This window comes from Boudabousia marimammalium (assembly GCF_001936115.1).
In the GTDB taxonomy this organism is placed as follows: domain Bacteria; phylum Actinomycetota; class Actinomycetes; order Actinomycetales; family Actinomycetaceae; genus Boudabousia; species Boudabousia marimammalium.
In genome coordinates, this window is the sequence record NZ_MPDM01000002.1 from 41,836 (window position 1) to 64,809 (window position 22,974).

Genomic DNA, 22,974 nt, shown 5'->3' on the forward strand with positions numbered 1-22,974 from the left:
AAGCAGTGCCTCACTCACGCTGAAAATCTGGGTTAGCTTTGAGTGCCTCAATCGCCTGTGGCAATATCTCACGAAAATCACCGATTACCGCAAAGTCAGCCATTTCTACCATAGGCACATCTGGATCATCGACGACTACCGCAATATTCTTAGAAGATTGCATTCCACAAGTGTGATGAATTGCGCCAGAGACGCCCACTCCAAGATAGAAATCAGGGGAGATGGTAAGACCAGTTTGCCCAACCTGAGCTGAACGATCCATCCAGCCCTCGTCACAAACGGGACGGGTCGCACCAACCGCACCATTAAGCAGTTCAGCTAATTCCTTCACCTCATCAAGGTCCCCATCTGTGCCGTATCCAGCACACACCACGGTTGAGGCTTCAGCGAGAGAAGGACCAGATTCGGCTATGACCTCAGAGGACAGCACACGAACGTCGTCAGCTGCCGCACTGAAAGAAACCTCAACCGGAATCACCCCCGGGGTTTCTACTGCGGTTACCGGGACAGCTGTGCCAGCGCCGGGACGCAGTGCCACAATCGGTAATCCCGAAGGGATATTAAAGGAAGAAGACCACTCTCCGCCTAGCACGGACTTGGAGGCAGTTAAAACCCCGTCCACCACATCAACCTCTGTGACCTCTACTGCCGCGCCGGAGCGGAACTTTGCTCCCACCATAGAAGCAATCTCTCGGCCGCGGAAATTGGAGATACATAAGATTGCAGAAAGCTGGGTAAGCGAGTTCGCACAGGCGACCACGGCGTCTGCTACAACAGCACTCACCCGCGGGGAACGTCCAGCTAGATTCGGGATAAGCACCTTAGAAACCCCTGCCTCACCAAGCCGAGACATATTCGGCGACGGGTTCAAAGAGACCGCCCAAATCTCAGCGGAGGTCAACCGGCGGGCTACGCCCAGCAAATGCACAGAAGCGTCAGTGAGCAGGAAAGAGCCATCAGGCTGTGGGATCTGGTCCAAAACAACCAGTACCGGGTGAGTAAATTTTTCAGTCATCGCGACACCACCTGTGCAATATATTCGGCCAGTTTCTTCCCGCCATCTCCAGTATCAGTAACTACCACACGATTCTCGCGTTCCGGTAGCACTGAAACATCCAAAATATTGGTGCCAGAAGACTGCGCTCCCACCGGACCTAGCTCAAAGGAAGCATTGGCCTGCGCAACACGCCCCAAAAGCTCATCTAGATCCCAAACCTCCAAAGGCTTCTTGCGCGCGGCAGCCATCGCTTTAAAGTTCGGGTATCGCGGATCGTTGGCCTGGTCAGTCACTGAGATAACTGCCGGGAACGGCGCTTCCAACTGATCTAGGTATCCGTCTGATTCGCGGGTGATCCGGACTAGGTTGCTGGTTACTTCAGTTTCCTTAGCCAGACCCATGTAGGGACGTCCCAGATATGTAGCCAAAGCTGCCGGCAGCATGAAAGTCATGCCATCAAAAGAAGCCATGCCGGTAACTACCAGGTCAAAAGGAGCCTCTGCCTCATGCGACAAGATGGCCGCGCTCAATACGGAGGCCGTCGCGTAAACATCAGAACCAGCCAGCTGCTCATCAGTAATGAGCACGCCGCGATCTGCACCCATCTGCAAGGCTCGCATTACGGCGTCCTCAGCGTCCTCGGGGCCCATGGAGAAAGCCACTACTTCGCCGCCATGCTTCTCCACTAGAGAGACGGCAGCCTCGATAGCGTTTTCATCTAGCTCGTTGAGAGTGTCGTCCTCTCCCCGGACCATTCGACCGTCTTCAATCCGGCGTTCAGACTGAAGATCAGGAATGTACTTAACACATACTGCAATTTTCATGTCTTTACTGTGCCATATTCTTCGCCAGATTCCCATTTCGAGGTACCGTTTCGCGCTGATTGTGAAACTCTGGTCAGTTTTTTCGCGCCGAAACGGTCAGTAACCGAAGAGGACAGTAAAGAGTCATCATGTTAGTCTCGATATCCGATTCACTTAGAAATTTAGATATGAAAGTGGAATAATGCCGCCTATGAAGACAGCAAACCACAACGCTGAAATGGCAAGTTTTGAGCAGCTAATTTCGGATGCCCCACTGAGCGCCCCCAGCCAGCTATTGAGCTCTGCACTGGGCGCAACCGTGGTTGACGGAGGGGTTTGTTTCGCGGTTTTTTCAGCACATGCCACCGCAGTTGATGTCTGTATTTTTGACGAGGACGATCAAGAACGTCGCTTCCAACTCAACGGCCCTGATAAAGCCATTTGGAAAGGATTTATCCCCGGCATTGGGGCAGGAACTAGATACGGATACCGTTTCTACGGCCCTTGGGATCCTGCCAACGGGCACGTCTTCAATCCTTATAAACTAACAATTGACCCGTACGCGAAAGCGCTCTCCGGCACGGTCGAACACCGACCAGAGATATACCCCCATGCCGTCACCGACGATCTAGTTCCCGCCGGTCACCCCCTCGTCCCCAGCAAAGCAGACTCGGCTGCTTTTACTGCGAAAAGTATCGTCGTAGCACCCGGATTTGAGCTTCATCCCGGTCCCCAAACCGCTTGGCGTGACACCGTTATCTACGAAACCCATGCGAAAGGTTTTACCAAACTCATGCCTGGTGTTCCCGCAGAACTTCAGGGCACTTACGCTGGTTTGGCCTCACCGACAGCAATCTCTTATCTGCAAAACCTCGGAATAACAGCCGTGGAGCTACTCCCGATTCACGCTATTCTAGATGAACCCTTCTTATCCCAAAGAGGACTCAGCAATTATTGGGGATATTCAACACTGAACTATTTCAGTCCCGAACCCAGCTATGCTTCGCAAGCCGCCCAAGAGGCGGGACCACAAGCGGTAATTGATGAGTTCCGCGGCATGGTTTCAATCCTGCATGAGGCCGGCATCGAAGTCATCCTTGATGTGGTCTATAACCACACCTGTGAGGGGTCCCCGCTAGGCTCTAGTCTTTCTTGGCGCGGCGCTGATAACGCCACCTACTATCTACACGATCCGTCTAGCCCTGCAGACTATATTGACGTCACTGGAACCGGTAATAGCTTAGACTTTACCAACCCAATAGTGGTACAGATGACGCTTGATTCGTTGCGCTACTGGGCTACTGAAATGGGAATTGATGGCTTCCGGTTCGACCTCGGAGTCACCCTAGGACGCGCGCACGGCGTCTTCAACCGGCAGCACCCCTTCTTAGTAGCTGCCGCCGCAGACCCTGCGCTAGCTGCAAAGAAGCTCATCATGGAGCCCTGGGATGTTGGATTTGATGGCTGGCACACCGGCGACTTTCCGGTTCCCTTTGCCTCATGGAATGACCGTTTCCGTGATTCGGTACGCGATTTCTGGGTCGCCAATGTCGGCACCGCCGCCCATGGCAACCAAAACTTAGCTGGACAATCAAATCTAGCTACCCGCCTAGCTGGCTCCGCAGATACCTATTACCGTGACCCGAATGGGATTATTCGAGATCCCCTCGCCTCAGTCAATTTCGTGACTGCTCATGACGGCTTCACCATGGCAGACCTGGTTAGCTACGATCGCAAACATAATGAAGCTAATCGTGAGAATAACCGAGACGGCAGCGATAACAACCGCTCTTGGAACCACGGTGCGGAAGGCCCTGTCATCACACGTTCCAAAGCTACAGAGCTTCATCCCGACAGCGGCATTTTTGCTGAAATCCTGCCCGCTCGAGAACGATCCATCCGAAATCTCTTTGCGACCCTAGTGTTGGCAGCTGGCGTTCCCATGATTACCGCCGGCGATGAATTCGGACGAACTCAGCGCGGAAACAATAATGCCTACTGCCAAGACAATGAGATTTCTTGGCTGGACTGGGACTGGGAAGACTGGCAGGGCAATCTCCATTCCATGGTTAAGCACCTTCTCAAGCTACGCTCCCACTATCGGGTTATGAGACCTGAGCAGTTTGCTATCGGTAAGCCATGGATACCAGAACTTGATCATCCTGACGTTGCTTGGTTTGACGCTTTAGCGCACCCAATGGAAGGAGCAGCGGATTGGAATAACCCAGCCAATCGCCTTCTCCAAATGCATCGGTGCTCCTGCTCCAATCCTCATCATGACATGTTGATGATTGTCAATGGCACCTTGAATGAAGCTACCGTGAAACTCGCCTTGCCTTCAGGCAAGCTGTACCGAATGGTCTGGGATTCCTCCTGGACCACCCCACAAGATGGCGGATTTGCCCCCGGCAGCATCGATCTTGACGACACTTACGTCACCTACGCCGGTAAAACACTACCGGTTGAACCCCTTTCAATTACTGTGCTGATTTCGGAAGGACCAGTGCAGTAGCTTTGATTCTCTTTTGTTAAGAAAGACCGTTAGGATAGTTCCATGAGTAACCACGACACTATTGCAGAAACTATGACTGACGCTTCTCTTGCCAGAAGCATGGAGCGTTCAGCTGAAATCGAAAAGTCGCTCCTTGAGAACCCTGAGAAGTTCCGGGTCCTCACCGGAGATAGGCCCACTGGACATCTCCACTTAGGACACTACCTAGGCACTTTGAAAAACCGTGTACGACTCCAAAACCAAGGCGTTGAAACTTGGATAATCATCGCTGACTATCAGGTAATCACCGATCGTGACGGGGTTGGCCCCATCAAAGAGCGCGTACTCTCTCTCCTCACTGACTACTTGGCGTGTGGGATCGACCCGAAGAAATCTACTATCTTCGCACACTCCCAGATTCCGGCACTGAACCAGCTAATGCTCCCATTCCTTTCCCTAGTCACGGAAGCAGAGTTACACCGCAACCCCACAGTTAAAGCAGAGTTTGAGGCGACCGATGGGCGCGCGCTCTCTGGCCTGCTGCTTACGTACCCTGTACACCAAGCTGCTGATATCTTGTTCTGCGATGCAAACCTGGTTCCGGTAGGTAAAGACCAGCTTCCTCACATCGAACAAACTCGCCTCATCGCCCAGCGTTTCGACAAACGATACGGGCGCGCCCAGAAAGATCAGCCGGTCTTCCGTCGCCCCGAAGGTTTACTCTCTAACATCATGACCCTGTTGGGCACTGACGGTGAGAAAATGAGTAAGTCTCGCGGCAACACCATTGAGTTGCGCATGAGCGCAGATGAGACCGCCAAGCGTTTAAAGAAGGCAGTCACTGATGGCGAGCGTCTAATTACTTTTGAACCCGAACGTCGCCCCCAGGTGGCTAATCTTTTGCAGATGGCTTCAGCTGCTACCGGTGAAGATCCCGTAGCCATCGCTGAGTCGATTGGTGATAAGGGCGCGGGCGCTTTGAAGATGCACGTAATTGACGCGGTCAACGGCATGCTGGAACCGATTCGGGCCCGTCGCGCAGAACTGGAAGACCAGCAGGATTACCTCTGGCAGGTCCTGCGTGAAGGAAATGGGCGAGCCAACGAGCAGGCTGAACGAAAGCTCAATGAAGTTCGGCAGGCCATGAATATGAACTACTAGTCAAAAACAGTAGCTTACAGCCTTCTCAAATGGGCAGCTTAATCGAGCAGATTAGATTAACCCGCCCATTTTCTTGATTACAATTCAAGCATGAAAGAGAGTCCCGTCACATTAGGATGGAATTCGTATTATCCTTAAGGGGTGAATAAAAAGAACGCATCTCGACGTCCCCGCCCACCTCGGCAGCTACGCGATTCAAGTGATCCGTCAGCTGTTTCAAGTCGTACTGCGAAGGAGACGCCGCAGCCGCCTAAACGTAGCAAGACAGCTACTCGGCCTGCCGCGCTCCCTCAGCCCAGCCCCATCACTAGAATCCCGGTAACTGAGGTATTTCCGGTGATCGAAGATGGCACTTGGCCAGCCAAAGCTTGTGAGGGCGAGGCGTTTCCGGTGCGGGCTACTGTCTTCCGTGAAGGACATGACGCCTTCGGTGTAGAGGCGGTGCTGTGCGATATCGCTGGCACAGAAGTAATGCGCTCCCCCATGCGCGATATCGCCCCCGGCTTGAACCGCTACGAAGGGTGGCTTCGGGCAGCTCTCCCGGGCACATATACCTTCCACATTGAGTCTTGGGCCGACCCCTATGCGACTTGGGCACACGATGCCTCCATTAAGGTTAGTGCTGGTACCGACATAGAACTCATGTGCGAAGAAGGCGCACAACTGATGGAGCGAGCTGCCGAGGGCGCTGCAAAACCATATCCGCCCAGCACAAAAGTTCAGGGACAACCCCCCAACCAAGAAGCACAGGAGCATCTACTCAATACAGCAGCCATTCTGCGTGACCGCCAGAAAACCCCTCAAGAGCGTATTTCAGCTGGGCTTAGCTCACTGACTAGGAAAATTTTCGGTAGCTCCCCGCTACGTGACTTGGCGGATACGACTCGAAAGTTCCCGCTCAATGTTGACCGCCGCAAAGCTCTCACCGGCTCTTGGTATGAGATTTTCCCGCGCTCTATTGGAGCAGAAATGAACCCTGATGGCACCTGGACTTCAGGTACCTTCCGCGAAACTATTAAGGACCTCGATAGAATCTCTGAGATGGGATTCGATGTCCTTTACTTGACCCCGATTCATCCGATTGGAACGCAGTATAGAAAGGGTAAGAACAATACCCTGAATGCTGGCCCAAATGACCCGGGTAGCCCCTATGGGATCGGTGCTCCCGAAGGTGGGCACGACGCCTTGCATCCTGACCTAGGCACCTGGGAAGACTTTGCTGCTTTAGTTGAAGCCGCGAAAGAGCATGGCCTTGAGATCGCTCTTGACCTAGCTCTCCAATGCTCTCCTGATCATCCGTGGGTGAAAGAGCACCCGGAATGGTTCACCACGCGCGTTGACGGCACCATTGCCTACGCTGAGAATCCTCCGAAGAAGTATCAGGATATCTACCCACTCAACTTCGATAATGATCCAGAAGGAATCTATCATGCGATTCGCGAGGTAGTCGAAAAGTGGGTCGAGCAAGGTGTCACCATCTTCCGAGTAGATAATCCGCATACCAAACCGCTGATCTTTTGGCAGCGATTACTGCATGAGATGCGTCAAAGCCACCCGGAAGTGCTCTTCCTAGCTGAAGCTTTCACCAAACCGGCGATGATGCGCACCCTCGGCGCTATCGGTTTCCACCAGTCCTACACTTACTTCACATGGCGTACCAGCAAGACTGAGCTGCAAGACTACTTCTTGGAGCTGGCCCAGCAGACTGACCATTTGATGCGCCCGGCTTTCTGGCCTACCACGCACGATATCCTAACCCCTCAGATGACCGACGGGGGACGCAACGCCTTCGCTATTCGAGCTGTCCTGGCCGCCACCGGTTCTCCGACCTGGGGTATCTATTCGGGTTATGAACTGGTTGAATCTGATCCTCGTCCCGGCTTTGAAGAGCAAAACAACAATGAAAAATATGAGTACCGTCCTCGTGATTGGTCTCAAGCAGAACAATACGGAATTGCGGAACTGCTGAAGAATCTGAACCTCGCCCGTTCCTCACATGAGGCGCTGCAACAGCTACGGGGTTTGACTATTTGCGACTCCTCCTCGGATGATGTCATTGCCTTTGTCAAGCATCTTCCCGGCCGTCACTCTGCTTCAGGCAAACCGGATGCAGTTATTGTGGTCGTGAATTTGGACCCGCATGAGGTACGTGAATCCATGGTTGGAGTTGATCCTGCTTTGCTCGGTGTGGAGCTAGCCTACGGCCAGTATCGGGTCCGTGACATGTTGGATGGGCAAACCTACACATGGTCCGATTACAATTACGTGAAACTTGATCCCAGCGAAAGAGTCGCGCACGTATTTGAGGTGATGCCGCTTTGAGTTTGACAATGATGTCTACCCGATAAATCACCTAAACCTTTGACAGATTTGAAAGAGCAATAACATGAGTATCTCCGATATCCACCTCGACGTTCTATCCGCCGTATCTAACGGACACTACTATGACCCGCACTCGATTCTCGGCGCTCATCCGCATGAGAATGGCTTGACGATTCGCACCCTCAGACCCTTGGCAGAGGCCGTACAGATTGTCACTGGGAAGGAAAAAATCGCAGCAACCCATGTTTTTAACGGCATCTGGGAGGCCGAGTTGCCCGAACATGAGGTGGTCGATTACCGCATCCAGGTAACCTACGCTGGCGAGACCAGCACGGTAGATGACCCTTACCGCTTCCTTCCTACTTTGGGAGAGATGGACCAGTACCTGATTAATGAGGGCCGCCACGAGGAGCTTTGGCGGGTGCTAGGTTCTCATGTTCGTTCCTTCACCGGCCCCATGGGAGTGGTCGAGGGCGTTTCCTTCGCGGTCTGGGCGCCGGCTGCGCAGGCAGTCAGGGTCGTCGGCGACTTCAACTACTGGGATGGTCGCGTCAACGCAATGCGCGAACTGGGATCCACCGGTGTTTGGGAGATCTTTATTCCTGGCGTTGGCGTGGGAGCTCGCTACAAGTACGAGATTCAAGCTCCGGATGGAAGCTGGCGTCAGAAGGCTGATCCGATGGCACGGGCTACCGAGATTCCGCCGGCAACTACTTCAGTGGTGACAAAGAATCACCATGAGTGGATGGATGCGGAGTGGATGGATCAGCGTGCGCATCAGAACCCGCAGGCAGGACCAGTTTCTGTCTATGAGGTACATGCCGGTTCTTGGAAACAAGGACTGGGCTACCGTGGTCTAGCAGACGAGCTGGTCGAATACGTCACTGATATGGGCTACACGCATGTTGAGTTCATGCCGGTCGCGGAGCATCCCTTCGGTGGCTCTTGGGGTTACCAGGTAACTTCCTACTATGCCCCGTCATCTCGTTACGGCACTCCCGATGATTTCAGATATTTGGTTGATCGCCTGCACCAAGCTGGCATTGGAGTCATCCTCGACTGGGTTCCCGCACATTTCCCGAAAGATGAATGGGCCTTGGCTCGTTTCGATGGTACGCCCCTCTACGAGGACCCAAATCCTCTCCGCGGCGAGCATCCTGACTGGGGAACCTACGTTTTCAACTTCGGACGCCGTGAAGTCAAGAACTTCTTGGTTGCGAATGCGCTGTACTGGTTAGAAGAGTTCCATATTGATGGTCTCCGCGTCGATGCTGTAGCCTCCATGCTTTACTTGGATTACTCACGCGAAAATGGCCAGTGGGAACCCAATATGTTTGGCGGCCGGGAAAACCTGGAGGCAATCGAGTTCCTCCAAGAGACCAACGCAACTGCCTATCGCCGTAACCCCGGTATCATGATGATTGCTGAAGAATCCACCGCATGGCCTGGGGTAACAACCCCCACAGAATTTGGTGGACTAGGCTTCGGTATGAAGTGGAATATGGGCTGGATGAACGACACATTACGCTACATCTCAGAAGATCCGGTAAACCGCAAGTGGCATCATGGGGAACTGACTTTCTCGTTGGTATACGCATTCTCAGAGAATTTCGTTCTCCCTATCAGTCACGACGAAGTCGTTCACGGCAAGGGCTCTGTGGTCTCCAAGATGCCCGGAGACCAGTGGCAAAAGATTGCTGGCGCGCGACTGCTCTACGCCTACCAATGGTCACATCCGGGCAAACAGCTATTGTTTATGGGCCAAGAACTGGGTGGAGAAGGGGAATGGAACCAGGACTGGTCTTTGGATTGGGGTCTGCTGGAAAGTCCCCTGCATCGCGGACTGCATGACTGTGTTCGTGAACTTAACCATCTCTATAGGACCATTCCAGCGTTCTGGCGTGACGGACACGAGGGCTTCGAGTGGATTGATGCCTCCGATTCGAATGCTAATCTGATTAGCTATATTCGCCGCGGTTACGACCCCGAGGACGTAGTGGTTTGTATCGCTAACTTTGCTGGTAACCCACATGAGAATTACCGGGTCGGGCTTCCCTTCGGCGGGCAGTGGGATGAGATTTTGAACACTGACAGCGTTGACTATGGCGGCTCTGGTGTGGGCAATATGGGCTTGGTTGAGGGCGAGGAAGTGCCGTGGAATGGCCGCCAGTATTCGGTCAGCCTGCGGATTCCTCCGCTAGGTGCCCTGTGGCTAGCCCCGCACCGTGATTAACTAGTAATGCGGCAGGAGAAGTTCTCTCCTGCCGCATTATTTTTCTTGTCAGACTGTTTAGAATAGTAGGCTTGCCAGTTTGGCGCGGGCTTTTTGAACCTGTTCATGTTTAGGGCCGAGCACCGTGAACTTCTCTAGTAGGCGTTCACGGGCTGCCTCTCTGTCCTCATCGCTTTCAGCAACAATATCTAAGAGCATGGTGAAGGATGCTTCCACCTCACCACGGGCAAACAGCAGATCAGCTTCATCAAGACTGCTTAGTTTCTCTGCATCTAGTTTCTGCAAGCGGGCTCGCATTTGTGCTTCAGCAAGGTTTTGTTGAGCGATTTTATCTGCGGGATACTGTGCCAAGACCTTCTTCCATGCTGCAGCTTCCTCTTCCGCGGCTCCACGCTCACGGGCCTCTAAAGCTGCCTGGTATTCTGCTGGAGCTTCGGGAGTTCCCGACTCATCTACTACCGGAACGGGATCTAGAACACCGGTGATTCCGGCTTGCTTAGATACTTCTAGCAGCTGGGTGAGCACCTGATTAATTACGGTCCGGGTGACTATACCTTCGAACATGGGCAGGGGACGCCCATTTACAAGTGCGTAGACTGCGGGGGTGCGGGAAACCTGGAAAGCCTGTACCAGCTGCGTTTCCACCTGAGCATCAACGCGAGCAAGCAAAATCCTTCCCTGCTGCGCCTCCACAGCTTCCTGGAGCAACGGAGCTAGCTGGGCAGAGTCTTGATCTTCTGCGGAAAGGAATTCCACCACGACCGGAACCTGAGTGGATAGCTCTGATAGCTGGGGCCATTCAGCGACTTTGGCATCTACCACCACACGGTACTCGGTACCTGGGGTAGCCGGCGAAGAAGTAGGGGGATTATTTCCGCCGGAGATTTTTGAAAGATCTATCGCCCCATAGGTTGACGGCATACTAGCTGATTGTGACATACTATTTCTCATTCTCTTTTCTCAAGGCAAATCTTCAAAATCTTCATCATCCACCGGGATGTAAATCAGCCCAGCTTTGACTGCTGACTGAAAGTGGAGTGACATGTGCTCCGATTACGCGAATCTTCTCACCAGAGTCAGCCTTGGGGATAACCATGATTAGGGACACAGCACGCTTGGAAACGAGGCGACCAGTTACCTCCTTATTGTCTCCCATCAGCGCTTGAATCGGTCCAGTAAGTGTAATGCTAGACCCTTCTAGTTTCACCGTGCTGGTGATGTCATAGCTGATTCCACCAGCCATCAATGCGCCTTCATTTTCAAGTCCCAGTGTAGTAATCAATGGTTCTTCCGCGGTGGCGCTCATGCTCGCATCTGCAATTTCAGAGACTTTGGACTGCCATTCACTCATGTAACTACGCAGGTGCTCCATAAAAGGATCTGACTCGAATAAGTCTTTGGCTTCATTATTGGGGTCGTTAATCAATTTGACATAGGCACCTAAGGCATCCCGTGGAGATAACACCAGCCCGGTGGCGGTATCAGGAAGCAAGGGAGCACCTGATTCAAGACGGGCAGTACTGGGCCATTTCGCGCCCGGCAGCAAAGAAGCCCAATAATTCAAATGGTAGTTTTCAGTGGCCTGTTCTTGCCGGAAAACGCTAACCACAGGGGCTTTCCCCTCAGTAATCTCAGAGACGTTGAAGAAGGCTCGGGGCCATGAGCTGCCCTGACTGGCGGTCGCCTGCGCGGTGCTTAGATCTATGGGAAGAAGCTCCTGATTATTCGCGGTCGCGATTGCTAGTTCAGCTGAGCGCATCCGCAAACCTAGATTGGCGAAACGACTGTTCAGCGGTGCCGGGCTCTTTTCCTCTGCACTCATCCGCATTGTGGCTTCTGTGTGATCTAGTACGGAAACTAGTCGGGTTTCGTTGATATTACCTTTTCGACTTTCATCAACCACAGGGGTTGGAATAGTAGCAGAACAAGCAGTCAACAATAGAGAGCCGGCAGCAAACAGACTGATTACCACCCGGCGTAGCGCATAATTACGCATTACCGTCCCCTTCCGACTCACTCTGATTGGTTGAAGATCCCCCGCGGTAGCGCCGTAGACGTTCCCAAAGACTTTCGCCTGGTCTAACCCCGGTATTTTGCCCGGCCGCCTTAGCTTCGTTAATCATTTTCTCTACTTCAGCCGATGAATCCTCCGGAACCTGGAGTGGTTCAACAGCGTCTTCCTCGCCCTTTTCCACATGCACGGCTGGAATTACACCAGTCTCATAGACCACGCCATCGATTTCCATCTTAGCTTCGCCACGTTCACGAGCCGTACGCAAGGCGCCACGGCTAGGAAGACGAATCTGCCCGGTGGCGGTGGTAATTGCGATAATGCTGCCAGACTCCGTAGTCTCAATGTTCTCAAGCTCAGCCGCGGGCTGTTCGCTTGCTCTTTCTTCTCCCGGCTGAGGTTCTGGCTCCACTGCTGTAGCGGTTTCCTCCGTTCCGGATTCGCTAACTTCCGCCTCTTCGAGGGACTCTTCCGTCTTAGATTCTGCCTCAGTAGCAGCTGCATCATCTGCTACAGCCTCACCATCAGATTCAGTCTCGTTGCTATCCATCTCCGGTTCAGCCGGGGCTTCATTAGCCGGGGCGTCATCAAGTTTGATTATAACCTCTTCCACCACAGGTAACTCAGTCTCGGCAGACGTCAGTTCTTGCGTGAGAGATGGAGATTTTTCAAGTCGGGAATCAGCCTCAGGGGCCACTGGAATCTGAATTTCGGTTTCAGACTTAGACTCTTCGTTTTCCCTACTATTTCGTCTCATCCACCAGAGCACAAGACCAGCAGCAATCAGCAGGGCGATCCCAAAACCGAGAACCACCCACTGCCAGTAGGTGACTGCGCGATACGGCCAGCTCAACGTAATGGTGTATCGCAGTTCTTTATCCTCGGAAACAATTATTACGGAGAGATCCTCTGAAAGATCTTCCAGGGTTAAAACGACCTCACCATTGCCTAAAACGGTTTGGTTCCACAGGTCAGATTCAGAGACTTTTACCGGCTCAGGAGTGATGTTGTTGTTCACTGTCGCAGGAGCAGCTAGCTCCAGATTCTCCCAAGTGGTTAATCCTTTAACCTCGGCAGCATTCAAACTAGCGGCAAAAGCCGCGACATCATAGGAACGCCCCACCACCATAGTGAGTTTCTCATTGCCTTCAGTTTTAGCTGTAATAGTTACCGGGGTCTTGAACAGACCCAGCACTCCCCCACGCGTAAAGACAGCCTTCGCTGGAGCAGTAGTTGTCGCTGATGCAGTCACGGTATCTGCAGGACGAAAAACGGTTGCACCAAGTATTCCCACAATCAGTAGAACCAGACCAATCGCCCCGATTAACGTGGCAAGCCAGTCCTTCTTTAGGTCAAACTTCAATGTGCTCTCCTCATCTTGCATACGCTTTATGCTTGTTTCGGATTGAACATTTGAGAAATGCTGCATTCCGAAACTCCATATTCCTATAGAATACCGTGATTTTACTGTGTTTCGCGGCGCGCATGCCCAAGTGGGCATGTTCCTCTGCCTATTCTATTAAACTTGAGACCATTAGTAATGCGATATAACTGCATTCTCAGCAACTTTGAAGGAGCAAATTGTGTCCCCTGAATCTCAGGAATTACCTGTTGTTATGCGCGGTTACGACCGCGTAGCGGTGGATAACCTAGTCGGTTCTCTCCAAGCAGATTTGCACCGTTTGCAAGCAGAAAAGGCAGAATTGTCTAATCGTGCACAAAAACTCTCTGAGCAGCTCACACAACTGCAACACCAACAGCAGACGGGAACCCCTAGCTATTCAGGAGTAGGCACTCGGATTGAGGAACTATTAAAAAACGCCCAGGATCAGGCCGCCCAGACTATTGACACCGCCCAGCGTCAAGCCGCGCATCTTACTGGCACCGCAGAGGCTAATGCGGAACGCATTCGGAAGCAGACGGATGAGGAAACACAAACCCAGCTCAATCGTGCCCGCCGGGAAGCCACCGATATTACTAACCGAGCCAATGAGGAAGCTGAAACTACTCTGGCTAACGCACAAAATCACGCGGAAGAATTGATGGCCGCTGCTGAACGTGAAATCTCAGCAATTCGGGCACAGACCCATACGGAGGTAAACAACCTACGGTCTGCGGCCCAACGCGAGACTGAACTGTTGCGTGCACAAACTGAAAAGGAAGCGGTGGCGACTCGCGTGGAAGCTGAGAAGGCGGCAGCGCAGATGCGTTCCACGGCCCGATCAGATGCGGAGCAAATGCGCACAGCAGCCCAGCAGGAGAGTTCAGCTTTGCGGGAATCCGCTCAGCAGGAGGCTGAGGCCACCTTGAATTCCGCCCGGACGGAAGCTGATTTGATTACCCGTGAAGCCCGTGATGGAGCCGAAGCCATGCGCAATCAGATTAATCAGATGCATCATGAGGCAGAGTTGGAGATTGCTACCCAGCGCACTGAAGCACGCGAAGCTGACGCCCGCGCCTTACAGAAAGCCCAAAGTGAAATGAGTGAGCTGATTGAGGCAGCTAAAGCTCAGGTGGATGACGCTGAGCAGCAGTTGACTGAGGCACTGGCCCGCTCTGAAAAGCTGATGACTGATACTGATGCTTTGGTTCGCCGCCGCGAGGATGAGGCCCGACAGAGCGCTGATGCGACGATTGCCGCAGCTGAAGCTGAAGCTCATACTATTCGCCAAAATGCCCAGGCTGACGCAGAGCAAGAGCTGAGCCGTGCCCACGCCGAAGTAGACCGGCTGGAGAAACAGCGTCATGCACTTACCACTTATATTGAGAGCATGCGAGGCTTGCTGGGAGCGGTTCCTTCCATTGCTGACTTCCCTGCGGCTCCCGACTCGATGGGGGCCGAGGAAGCATCCCAGCCCGCGGACAACGGTGACACCGAAAGTGGCTCGATTGAGACAGGGACAGAGCCGAAGGTTGAGAGTGTAGGAGCACTCGATGAAATCGTAGCACCGGAACCGGTTGAACAGATCGAACAGCCAGAGTTTTCGGATAACTATCCTCCGGCTCCGGACGAAAACTAGCTAGCTTCAATCGGTTGTGGGGTGGATGCTTGTTTCATCCACCCCACAACCAATTTGCGGTCAAAATGCCGTCTGATAAACCTTTTGAATCGCATCTGCAACCAAGTCGGGCTCCTCAACTGGGATTAGGTGGCCACTGCGCTGTGTCGTAATCAGCTCTGTTCTGAGAGCTTGCGCCATCTGCTGAGCGTCTTGCAATGTAGCTGCGCTGTCATGCACTCCGTAAATAACAGCGGCAGATAGACGTAGTGTAGCTAGTTCGTTATGCCGGTCCAATCGGTTAGCGATCAGATTTTGACACCAACGCACCCCGACGGGACTGGTGTTAGCCGCCCATTCGTGCAGCAAACTCATGGTTTCTGGATTTGACTCAGCAAATTCCGGCGCAACAAGCGCGTCCAGAGCGGAAAAGACCTTGGCTAAGCTTCCGCTCTTCCAGATTTCTTCAATCAGCTGCATGCGTCCAAGTCGTACGGACTCGGCGTCAGCCCCAGCCTTAGTACCTGCCAAGACCAGTCCGCGAACGTATTCTGAGTGACGAATCGCACCAGCTTGTGAGACGTAACCGCCCATGGAGTTACCGGCCATGATAACCGCTTCGAATCCTAACTCTTTCGCCGTTGCTATAGCATCATCAGCATAGTTATCTGGAGTGGCAGGAAACCCTGGCACACCCGATCCAATCCCAGGATGGTTAAAGGCAACAAACGGCATCTTGAGAAGCTTCGCTACTTCTTCCCATTCGTCGCCGGTGAGAGGAAATGCAGGTACTGCCAGAACAGCCGTTTTGGCAGCGGTGTCATGATTCCAAATTTGGTATTTCAGGTTCATATAACCGCCTCTTTTTCCGTCTTATTTGGATGTAATCAGCCGCTAATATAGTGGCCGAAGCCCACGATCCCAGCAGTGCGTGTGCCAGTGCCGACGTTGCGCTAAATCGGCTTCCGGCCCAAACAAAGAATCATTTGGCCAGGCCACCACATGAGCGGATCCAGTAGGCACAATCTGACCGCAGGCAGGACAAGTGTAATCCTTGACAGCGGCACTGATACGGCGAACCGTATATGGTCTGCCATCTGGTCCACGTTGAGTGACGGGGATACTAGCTATCCGATTCATATCGAGGGGGCGATGCCCCGCCGAGTAGTCTCGTTTCTTCGAATGACGCCGTTTAGGCATAGTCAGGCAAAATAATTAGTCTGCGGTGTTACTTAACCAGCTGACCGCGCCGGTACACCTTCACGCAATCCAGTTCGGGGGTGGTCACAACTAGATCAGCCCGCTTCCCAACGGTAAGCGAACCAATCGTGCCATCATTGAGGATTGCTGCGCCCTGCACAGAAGCGCAGTAAACCATGTCGACGATTGGCATCCCAAAATCAACAAGTTTCTTTACCTGATCCATCAGGTGGGAGGTACCTCCCGCAATGGAGTCACCTCCTGCGAGTCGAGCGACACCATCCTTCACTCGCACTGCCTGCGGTCCGAGCACATATTCGCCGTCAGCCATGCCTGCAGCTGCCATAGCGTCGGTTACGAACACCATGTTCTCACGTCCGACCAGTTCATAGACATCGCGAATAATATTGAAGTTCAGATGGATGCCATCTCCAATCATTTCAACAATCGCTCCGCCTTTAGTGGCGTCAGCAATGAACTCCATGATTGGCCCTGGATCGCGGTGGTGAATCGGCCGCATACCGTTGAACAAGTGGGTGATGGTAGCACGCCCACTCAAGCGGTTCGGCTCATTGTCCAACAACTGGCGAGCATCCTCAAGCGCGGCGCGGGCATCCTCGGGTGCTGAATCGCTGTGTCCAAAAGAAGGTAATGCGCGGCCAGATATCAGCACCCCATTCACGCCCTCTCGACCCAAAATATTAGGTTTCTCAGGGGCAATAGTCATGGTTTTAACGTGGCCGCGACCAGCTTCGATGAGTTCCTTGGTGAGCTGGGGGTCTGGATCAATGATGAAGCGGGGATCCTGAGCTCCGCAACGCTCTTTAGAAACAAAGGGGCCTTCAAAGTGGATACCGGCGAGCTCGCCCTCATCGCACACGTCCGCCATCAGCTGTGCACGACGTTTCAGGACATCGGGAGCAGCCGTAACGCAGGAACCCACCATAGTGGTAGTGCCGTGGCGACGGTGTTCCATTACCGCCGTACGTACGTCGTCATGAGTTTCCGCATCCGGGAATGATGCTCCACCACCGCCATGGCAGTGTACATCAACTAAGCCAGGAAGAATATAACCGTCGATTGTCTCAGCGCCGGACAAATCAAAAGAAGCTTCAGCAGCGGGACCAACGAAAGTTAGGGTGTCGCCAACAAATGAAACGACGCCATCTTCGATGACGGCATCGGGAGTAACTACAGAACCACGTAAAATAATTTGTTCACTCATGACTCCATTATGTCACTTTTGCGCACTCATTGTCATTAGAACAATCGTGATTGTACGTCGTCAAAACCGCGCAGAGCATCATAGTCAACGACTATGCACTGGATTCCTCTATCCTCAGCTAGGACTCGCGCTTGGGGCTTGATAGTTTGCGCCACATATAGTCCGGTGAGGTTCTTCAGGAGCGGGTCGCGACCCAACATTTCCAGGTATCTGGTGAGCTGTTCGACACCCTCGATACCTCCCACACGTTTGACCTCGGCGATTACTGCATCACCCTCGCTATTGCGTAGCATTAAATCCACCGGACCAATCGGGGTTGGATACTCTCTACGCACGAGGGTTAAGCCTTTGCCAAGTACCTCCGGCTGGGCTGCTAATAGTGCTTGCAGGTGCGCTTCCACCCCATCTTTTTCTAGGCCTGGGTCCTCACCCAGCTGGTAGGAGATTTCGGAAAACACCTCAAAGATGGTGATTAACAAACGGTCATCACTTTTTTGAGCTCTAACTTCCCAGATCTCTTTAGCCCCAAGTTCACTCTGTTCAGGTGATGGCTCACTCACCGTTAAACGGCAGGGTGCGCTCATCCAGTTCAGCGGCTTGTAGGAGCCTCCATCAGAATGAACTAGAAGTGAACCGTCCGCTTTTGCCATCAGGACCCGAGGCGCGCGATCTAGGTGCGCAGTTAGGCGCCCAGAGTAGTCGACGGAGCATTCGGCAATCACAATACGCATGAAAGAAAGATAGCCCTTCTACAGTAGTTTCGGTTTTAGCTAGGTTTAGCTGGGGAAAGGGGAATCAGCAAAAATATCATCGGCAACCGGAGGGGCTGAATCAACCCAAGAGACCAGTCCCCGATAGGAAGACTCATGCATCGCTAACCAGCGAACGCCTTGCGGATCTACTACACGCACCTCGACGACATCAGAGCCTTCACGGCGAACCAAATCTGAGAACAACATGGTGCCACGTCGGAAACGATATTTGGGGCGCAACGAGAGAGAAACCGTGCGATGCCACTCTAAAGAATCTGTTGAGTATAGACCGATACCGCTGGTCCACTGGCTCTCCCCTTCTAAATGAAGAGCCAGTTCAAATGAGCCAACTCGTCGGGCAATCATTCGCACTCGATAAAAGTACAGCAGGATTAACCCAACAATAATCGCCAAGCTTGAAAGAACGCCAACGGTCGCAAAGAACCAGAGTGCCCCTTCCATGCTTTTACGCCCCAGCAACACTGCCGCTATGCGCGGCAACCGTGACGACGTCGGAGTCAATAGAGAAAATACCGCCTGCAACCACGAACTTATGGACCTGACCATCGTCGGTAATTCGGACGCTACCTGATCCCAGTACTCCAATCAGGGGCTCGTGACCTGAAAGCACACCAAGCTCACCGGTTTCAGCCGGAAGTACAACCATACTGCCGGAACCGGAATAGAGCGTTTCGGTGCGGGTCACCACTGACACGGTCATCGCCATAATCAGTTGCCCTCGTCCTCAGCCTGAAGACGCTTCCAGTTGTTCTCGAGGTCCTCAATGCCACCGATATTGTAGAAGGCCTGTTCTGCAACATGATCATATTCGCCATCGGCAATGCGGCGGAAGGCTTCAATGGTTTCTTCCAGCGGCACAGTCGAGCCGGGAACGCCAGTAAACTTCTCAGCCATGTAGGTGTTCTGAGAGAGGAACTGCTCAATCCTACGGGCACGGGCCACAGTGACCTTATCCTCTTCAGAAAGTTCATCAACACCCAAAATTGCGATGATGTCTTGGAGTTCTTTATTTTTCTGCAAAATCGACTTAACGCGGGTAGCAACCTGATAGTGCGTTTCACCCACGTAAGCGGGATCAAGAATACGCGAAGAAGAAGTCAACGGATCCACAGCTGGGTACAGGCCTCGGGAAGCGATTTCACGGTTCAATTCCGTGGTCGCATCCAAGTGGGCGAAGGTAGTAGCCGGAGCCGGGTCAGTGTAGTCATCCGCCGGAACATAGATGGCCTGCAGTGATGTAATCGAGTGACCGCCAGCTGAAGTAATCCGCTCCTGCAGTAGACCCATTTCATCTGCCAAGTTGGGCTGATATCCCACCGCTGAGGGCATACGGCCCAGCAAAGTGGAAACCTCAGAGCCAGCCTGAGTAAAACGGAAGATATTGTCGATGAACAACAATACGTCCTGGTTCTGCACATCACGGAAGTACTCGGCCATGGTCAAAGCTGACAATGCCACGCGTAGACGAGTGCCCGGCGGCTCATCCATCTGACCGAAAACGAGCGCGGTCTTATCGAACACGCCGGCTTCTTCCATCTCGACGATTAGGTCATTACCTTCACGAGTACGTTCACCCACACCGGCGAATACAGAAACGCCACCATGGTCTTGAGCCACGCGCTGAATCATTTCCTGAATCAGAACTGTCTTACCAACACCGGCGCCGCCGAACAGACCAATCTTGCCACCCTGAACGTAGGGGGTCAACAAGTCGATAACCTTAATACCGGTTTCAAACATCTTGGTCTTCGACTCAAGCTGGTCAAAGTTCGGGGGCTGACGGTGAATCGGCCAACGCTCAGTAATCTCTAGGGTCTCGCCTTCCTTCAGGTTTAGCACCTCACCAGTCACGTTGAAAACGTGGCCCTTGGTTACGTCACCAACCGGGACTGAAATGGGAGCACCAGTGTCACGCACGCGCGCACCGCGCACCATACCATCAGTCGGCTTCAGCGAAATCGCACGCACCATATTATCGCCCAAGTACTGTGCGACCTCGAGAGTAATCTTTGAGGTCTTCTTGCCACCGTCCTCTGTCTCCAGATCAACCTCGATCTCGAGGGCGTTGTACATCTGCGGAATCTGATCCGGCGGAAATTCGATGTCAACGACGGGGCCAATCACACTCGCGATCCGACCGACGCCGGCATTCTGATCTTTCGTAGTCATTTGATTCCTCATTCCTTAGCGGCGCTCAGTGCGTCTGCACCAGAGACGATTTCGCTGATTTCCTGCGTGATTTCCGCCTGGCGAGCCGTATTTGCCAAGCGAGTGTAGTTAGTAATAAGTTCCTGAGCATTGTCAGTAGCAGTGTGCATGGCGCGCTGACGGCTCGCCAGCTCTGAAGTAGCAGCCTGCAAGAGCGCGTTGTTTACGCGGGTAAAAATATAGAGAGGGAGAATCTGATCCAAAACTGCTTCTGGAGATGGATCAAACTCATAGAGCGGTTCAGGGTTTGAGTCCCCGTCATTCTCGTTAGAAATTGGAGCCGAGCCAGAATCCACCACAGTCAACGGCAGCACCTGACGGACCTCAACATTCTGTTTCACCATATTTTGGAACCGCGTGAATACAAGATGCACTTCGGAGACCGCTGAATCAGAATCCGGGTCCAAGAAACGCTCGAGAATCTCATCTGCAATCTCGGAAGCCATACGCTTTGAAGGAGCATCAGACTCACCGCTCCACATCCGTTCTACTGGACGGTTACGGAACTTGAAAAAACTCGCTCCACGTCGACCCGAGGTGTACAGAACAGGCTCTTTGCCTTCTTCCTGCAGTCTTTCCAACAGGTGTTCAGTCGCCCGCAGAACCGAAGCAGAATATGCGCCAGCCATGCCGCGATCAGAAGTCACGCACACCACTGCAACCCGGTTGGTGTCCTCGCGATTACGGGTCAATGGATGATCGAAATCCGTGTGCAAAGCAACCGCAGCTACTGCTTGGGTTACTGCCCGCTCGAAAGGACCGGACTGGTCGGCTAGCGTTCTAGCTTTACCAATCCGGGAAGCAGCAATGAGTTCCATCGCCCGGAACACTTTCTTCAGTGTTTCAGTCGACCGAATCTTCTGCTTATAGATTCTCTGTTTGCCACCCATTTATCAGGCCTTTGCGCCGCCGCGAACGATTTCTTCACGAGTGGTTTCTGCTTCCGGCTCGCTGGCACTGTCGACAGATTCTGCTACCGCTCCGCGGAATGTGCCGGCGAAGGCTTTAAGCGCCTCATGCAATTTGCTTTCGGTATCCTCATCCAGCTTGCCGGTATCACGGATGGTATCCAGTAAGTCGTAATTGGAGTGCAGGTAGGAAAGCATTTCCTTCTCGAAGCGACGCACATCGCTGACTGCTACGTCATCCAAGTAGCCGTTGGTACCCGCCCAGATAGAGGCAACCTGATCTTCCACGCTGTAGGGAGAGTACTGCGGCTGTTTGAGTAGCTCCATCAAACGCTCACCACGAGCCAACTGGCGGCGGGTAGTGGAGTCCAAGTCCGAAGCGAAGATAGCGAACGCAGCCATGGAGCGGTACTGAGCCAAAGTCAGCTTCAAAGTACCGGCAACCTGCTTCATTGCCTTAATCTGCGCTGCGCCACCGACACGCGAAACCGAAACGCCGACATCGACAGCGGGACGCTGGTCAGAGTTAAACAAGTCGGACTGCAAGAAAATCTGACCGTCAGTAATCGAAATTACGTTAGTCGGAATATAGGCAGAGACGTCATTTGCTTTGGTTTCAATAATCGGAAGGCCAGTCATAGAACCGCCACCGAGCTCGTCAGAAAGCTTCGCACAACGCTCCAGCAGACGCGAGTGCAAGTAGAATACGTCACCGGGGTAAGCTTCGCGACCCGGTGGACGACGAAGCAGGAGAGATACTGCACGGTAGGCTTCAGCCTGCTTGGAGAGGTCATCAAAGACAATCAGAACATGCTTGCCACCATACATCCAGTGCTGTCCAATGGCAGAGCCAGTGTAGGGAGCCAAGTATTTGAAGCCGGCCGGGTCAGAGGCAGGAGAGGCCACGATGGTCGTGTACTCCATTGCGCCGGCATCTTCCAAAGCGCCGCGCACGGAAGCAATGGTAGAGCCTTTCTGGCCGATGGCTACGTAAATGCAACGAACCTGCTTATTCGGGTCGCCGCTACGCCAGTTTTCACGCTGGTTCAAGATGGTGTCAATAGCAATAGCAGTTTTACCGGTCTGACGGTCACCAATAATCAACTGGCGCTGTCCGCGGCCAATCGGAATCATAGTGTCAATAGCTTTTAGACCAGTCTGCAAAGGCTCATGCACAGACTTACGAGCCATTACACCAGGCGCCTGTAGTTCAAGCACACGACGCCCTTCAATATCTTCAATCTCACCACGTCCGTCAATTGGACGACCAAGCGGATCGACTACACGCCCGAGGTATCCATCACCAACGGGAACCGAGAGAACTTCGCCGGTGCGGTAGACACGCTGGCCTTCTTCGATACCGGTGAAGTCGCCCAGCACGACGACACCAATCACGCGTGGCTCGAGGTTCATTGCCAAGCCGAGGGTTCCATCCTCGAAGCGCAGTAGCTCATTCGCCATGGTGCCAGGCAGTCCTTCGACTTGAGCAATACCGTCGGCCGCAAGGGTTACGTGCCCAACTTCCTCGGTCACCGCTTTCGGCGGTTGATAATCCTCCACGAAGCTATCAAGGGCAGCCCGGATTTCTTCGGGACTAATGTGTAAGTCAGCCATAGTTAGTTTCCTTCAACTCTTTTCTTATC

19 protein-coding genes are annotated in these 22,974 nt (G+C 53.1%); 5 read left to right on the forward strand and 14 right to left on the reverse strand.

The genetic code is table 11. The annotated features are described in order from the left end of the window. Positions 1–10 precede the first annotated feature (10 nt). Positions 11–1,015: an electron transfer flavoprotein subunit alpha/FixB family protein gene (locus BM477_RS01790; RefSeq protein WP_075360972.1), complete on the reverse strand. Its 1,005-nt coding sequence runs from the start codon at positions 1,013–1,015 to the stop codon at positions 11–13. Continuing rightward, on the reverse strand, positions 1,012–1,821 hold the full coding sequence (locus BM477_RS01795) for an electron transfer flavoprotein subunit beta/FixA family protein (RefSeq protein ID WP_075360973.1): 810 nt from the start codon (positions 1,819–1,821) through the stop codon (positions 1,012–1,014). The genes BM477_RS01790 and BM477_RS01795 overlap by 4 nt, the downstream gene beginning before the upstream one ends. 181 nt (positions 1,822–2,002) lie before the next feature. Here BM477_RS01795 and glgX point away from each other — a divergent pair, with 181 nt between their 5' ends. From glgX to glgB, 4 genes are all read left to right on the forward strand, one after another. Next, positions 2,003–4,312 (forward strand): glycogen debranching protein GlgX, encoded by a 2,310-nt coding sequence (gene glgX / locus BM477_RS01800; RefSeq protein ID WP_222842266.1) that lies wholly within the window; start codon positions 2,003–2,005, stop codon positions 4,310–4,312. 42 nt (positions 4,313–4,354) lie between these two features. After that, complete coding sequence (gene trpS / locus BM477_RS01805; RefSeq protein ID WP_075360974.1) at positions 4,355–5,452, forward strand: tryptophan--tRNA ligase; 1,098 nt, start codon at positions 4,355–4,357, stop codon at positions 5,450–5,452. 303 nt (positions 5,453–5,755) lie between these two features. Next, positions 5,756–7,774, forward strand: a complete 2,019-nt coding sequence (locus BM477_RS01810; protein ID WP_075361195.1) for an alpha-1,4-glucan--maltose-1-phosphate maltosyltransferase — start codon at positions 5,756–5,758, stop codon at positions 7,772–7,774. A gap of 64 nt (positions 7,775–7,838) precedes the next feature. Beyond that, positions 7,839–10,007: a 1,4-alpha-glucan branching protein GlgB gene (gene glgB / locus BM477_RS01815; protein ID WP_075360975.1), complete on the forward strand. Its 2,169-nt coding sequence runs from the start codon at positions 7,839–7,841 to the stop codon at positions 10,005–10,007. Positions 10,008–10,064: 57 nt separating this feature from the next. Here glgB and BM477_RS01820 read toward each other — a convergent pair whose 3' ends face one another. From BM477_RS01820 to BM477_RS01830, 3 genes are read right to left on the reverse strand one after another with little or no spacing between them, the layout of a single operon-like run. Then, a complete protein-coding gene (locus tag BM477_RS01820) occupies positions 10,065–10,946 on the reverse strand; it encodes a co-chaperone YbbN (protein ID WP_075360976.1) in 882 nt (293 codons plus the stop codon). A 46-nt stretch (positions 10,947–10,992) separates the two neighbouring features. Continuing rightward, positions 10,993–12,003, reverse strand: coding sequence for a hypothetical protein (locus BM477_RS01825; protein ID WP_075360977.1), 1,011 nt, complete (start codon positions 12,001–12,003; stop codon positions 10,993–10,995). Continuing rightward, the gene (locus BM477_RS01830; RefSeq protein WP_075360978.1) at positions 11,996–13,447 is read right to left on the reverse strand and encodes a PepSY domain-containing protein; all 1,452 of its coding nucleotides are present in this window, start codon (positions 13,445–13,447) and stop codon (positions 11,996–11,998) included. Before BM477_RS01830 ends, BM477_RS01825 begins: the two co-directional genes overlap by 8 nt. 154 nt (positions 13,448–13,601) lie before the next feature. Here BM477_RS01830 and BM477_RS01835 point away from each other — a divergent pair, with 154 nt between their 5' ends. After that, entirely contained in the window at positions 13,602–15,038 is a 1,437-nt protein-coding gene (locus BM477_RS01835) for a DivIVA domain-containing protein (RefSeq protein ID WP_075360979.1), read from the forward strand. Positions 15,039–15,098: 60 nt separating this feature from the next. Here the strand turns inward: BM477_RS01835 and BM477_RS01840 are convergent, their stop codons facing one another. The 9 genes from BM477_RS01840 to atpA are packed head-to-tail and all read right to left on the reverse strand — an operon-like array spanning position 15,099 to position 22,945. Next, the gene (locus tag BM477_RS01840; protein WP_075360980.1) at positions 15,099–15,869 is read right to left on the reverse strand and encodes an alpha/beta fold hydrolase; all 771 of its coding nucleotides are present in this window, start codon (positions 15,867–15,869) and stop codon (positions 15,099–15,101) included. 42 nt (positions 15,870–15,911) lie between these two features. Then, positions 15,912–16,217, reverse strand: a complete 306-nt coding sequence (locus BM477_RS01845; protein ID WP_075360981.1) for a hypothetical protein — start codon at positions 16,215–16,217, stop codon at positions 15,912–15,914. A gap of 28 nt (positions 16,218–16,245) precedes the next feature. After that, positions 16,246–17,442 (reverse strand): N-acetylglucosamine-6-phosphate deacetylase, encoded by a 1,197-nt coding sequence (locus BM477_RS01850; RefSeq protein WP_075360982.1) that lies wholly within the window; start codon positions 17,440–17,442, stop codon positions 16,246–16,248. A 35-nt stretch (positions 17,443–17,477) separates the two neighbouring features. After that, a complete protein-coding gene (nucS, locus tag BM477_RS01855; RefSeq protein ID WP_075360983.1) occupies positions 17,478–18,173 on the reverse strand; it encodes an endonuclease NucS in 696 nt (231 codons plus the stop codon). Positions 18,174–18,218: 45 nt separating this feature from the next. Then, positions 18,219–18,656, reverse strand: a complete 438-nt coding sequence (locus BM477_RS01860; protein WP_075360984.1) for a DUF2550 family protein — start codon at positions 18,654–18,656, stop codon at positions 18,219–18,221. A 4-nt stretch (positions 18,657–18,660) separates the two neighbouring features. After that, the gene (locus tag BM477_RS01865) at positions 18,661–18,921 is read right to left on the reverse strand and encodes a F0F1 ATP synthase subunit delta/epsilon (RefSeq protein ID WP_075360985.1); all 261 of its coding nucleotides are present in this window, start codon (positions 18,919–18,921) and stop codon (positions 18,661–18,663) included. A 2-nt stretch (positions 18,922–18,923) separates the two neighbouring features. Further along, positions 18,924–20,384, reverse strand: coding sequence for a F0F1 ATP synthase subunit beta (gene atpD, locus BM477_RS01870; RefSeq protein WP_084543645.1), 1,461 nt, complete (start codon positions 20,382–20,384; stop codon positions 18,924–18,926). An 8-nt stretch (positions 20,385–20,392) separates the two neighbouring features. Beyond that, positions 20,393–21,313 carry a F0F1 ATP synthase subunit gamma gene (locus BM477_RS01875; protein ID WP_075360987.1) on the reverse strand — a complete coding sequence of 307 codons (921 nt, stop codon included), beginning with the start codon at positions 21,311–21,313 and terminating at the stop codon, positions 20,393–20,395. A gap of 3 nt (positions 21,314–21,316) precedes the next feature. Then, positions 21,317–22,945, reverse strand: coding sequence for a F0F1 ATP synthase subunit alpha (atpA, locus tag BM477_RS01880; RefSeq protein WP_075360988.1), 1,629 nt, complete (start codon positions 22,943–22,945; stop codon positions 21,317–21,319). Positions 22,946–22,974: the final 29 nt, after the last annotated feature.

Bases quoted from the DNA above. Each gene is read 5' to 3' on its own strand.
- BM477_RS01790 (WP_075360972.1), bottom strand. From the start codon at position 1,015: ATGACTGAAAAATTTACTCACCCGGTACTGGTTGTTTTGGACCAGATC.
- BM477_RS01795 (WP_075360973.1), bottom strand. From the start codon at position 1,821: ATGAAAATTGCAGTATGTGTTAAGTACATTCCTGATCTTCAGTCTGAA.
- glgX (WP_222842266.1), top strand. From the start codon at position 2,003: ATGCCGCCTATGAAGACAGCAAACCACAACGCTGAAATGGCAAGTTTT.
- trpS (WP_075360974.1), top strand. From the start codon at position 4,355: ATGAGTAACCACGACACTATTGCAGAAACTATGACTGACGCTTCTCTT.
- glgB (WP_075360975.1), top strand. From the start codon at position 7,839: ATGAGTATCTCCGATATCCACCTCGACGTTCTATCCGCCGTATCTAAC.
- BM477_RS01820 (WP_075360976.1), bottom strand. From the start codon at position 10,946: ATGTCACAATCAGCTAGTATGCCGTCAACCTATGGGGCGATAGATCTT.
- BM477_RS01825 (WP_075360977.1), bottom strand. From the start codon at position 12,003: ATGCGTAATTATGCGCTACGCCGGGTGGTAATCAGTCTGTTTGCTGCC.
- BM477_RS01830 (WP_075360978.1), bottom strand. From the start codon at position 13,447: ATGCAGCATTTCTCAAATGTTCAATCCGAAACAAGCATAAAGCGTATG.
- BM477_RS01840 (WP_075360980.1), bottom strand. From the start codon at position 15,869: ATGAACCTGAAATACCAAATTTGGAATCATGACACCGCTGCCAAAACG.
- BM477_RS01845 (WP_075360981.1), bottom strand. From the start codon at position 16,217: ATGCCTAAACGGCGTCATTCGAAGAAACGAGACTACTCGGCGGGGCAT.
- BM477_RS01850 (WP_075360982.1), bottom strand. From the start codon at position 17,442: ATGAGTGAACAAATTATTTTACGTGGTTCTGTAGTTACTCCCGATGCC.
- nucS (WP_075360983.1), bottom strand. From the start codon at position 18,173: ATGCGTATTGTGATTGCCGAATGCTCCGTCGACTACTCTGGGCGCCTA.
- BM477_RS01860 (WP_075360984.1), bottom strand. From the start codon at position 18,656: ATGGAAGGGGCACTCTGGTTCTTTGCGACCGTTGGCGTTCTTTCAAGC.
- BM477_RS01865 (WP_075360985.1), bottom strand. From the start codon at position 18,921: ATGGCGATGACCGTGTCAGTGGTGACCCGCACCGAAACGCTCTATTCC.
- atpD (WP_084543645.1), bottom strand. From the start codon at position 20,384: ATGACTACGAAAGATCAGAATGCCGGCGTCGGTCGGATCGCGAGTGTG.
- BM477_RS01875 (WP_075360987.1), bottom strand. From the start codon at position 21,313: ATGGGTGGCAAACAGAGAATCTATAAGCAGAAGATTCGGTCGACTGAA.
- atpA (WP_075360988.1), bottom strand. From the start codon at position 22,945: ATGGCTGACTTACACATTAGTCCCGAAGAAATCCGGGCTGCCCTTGAT.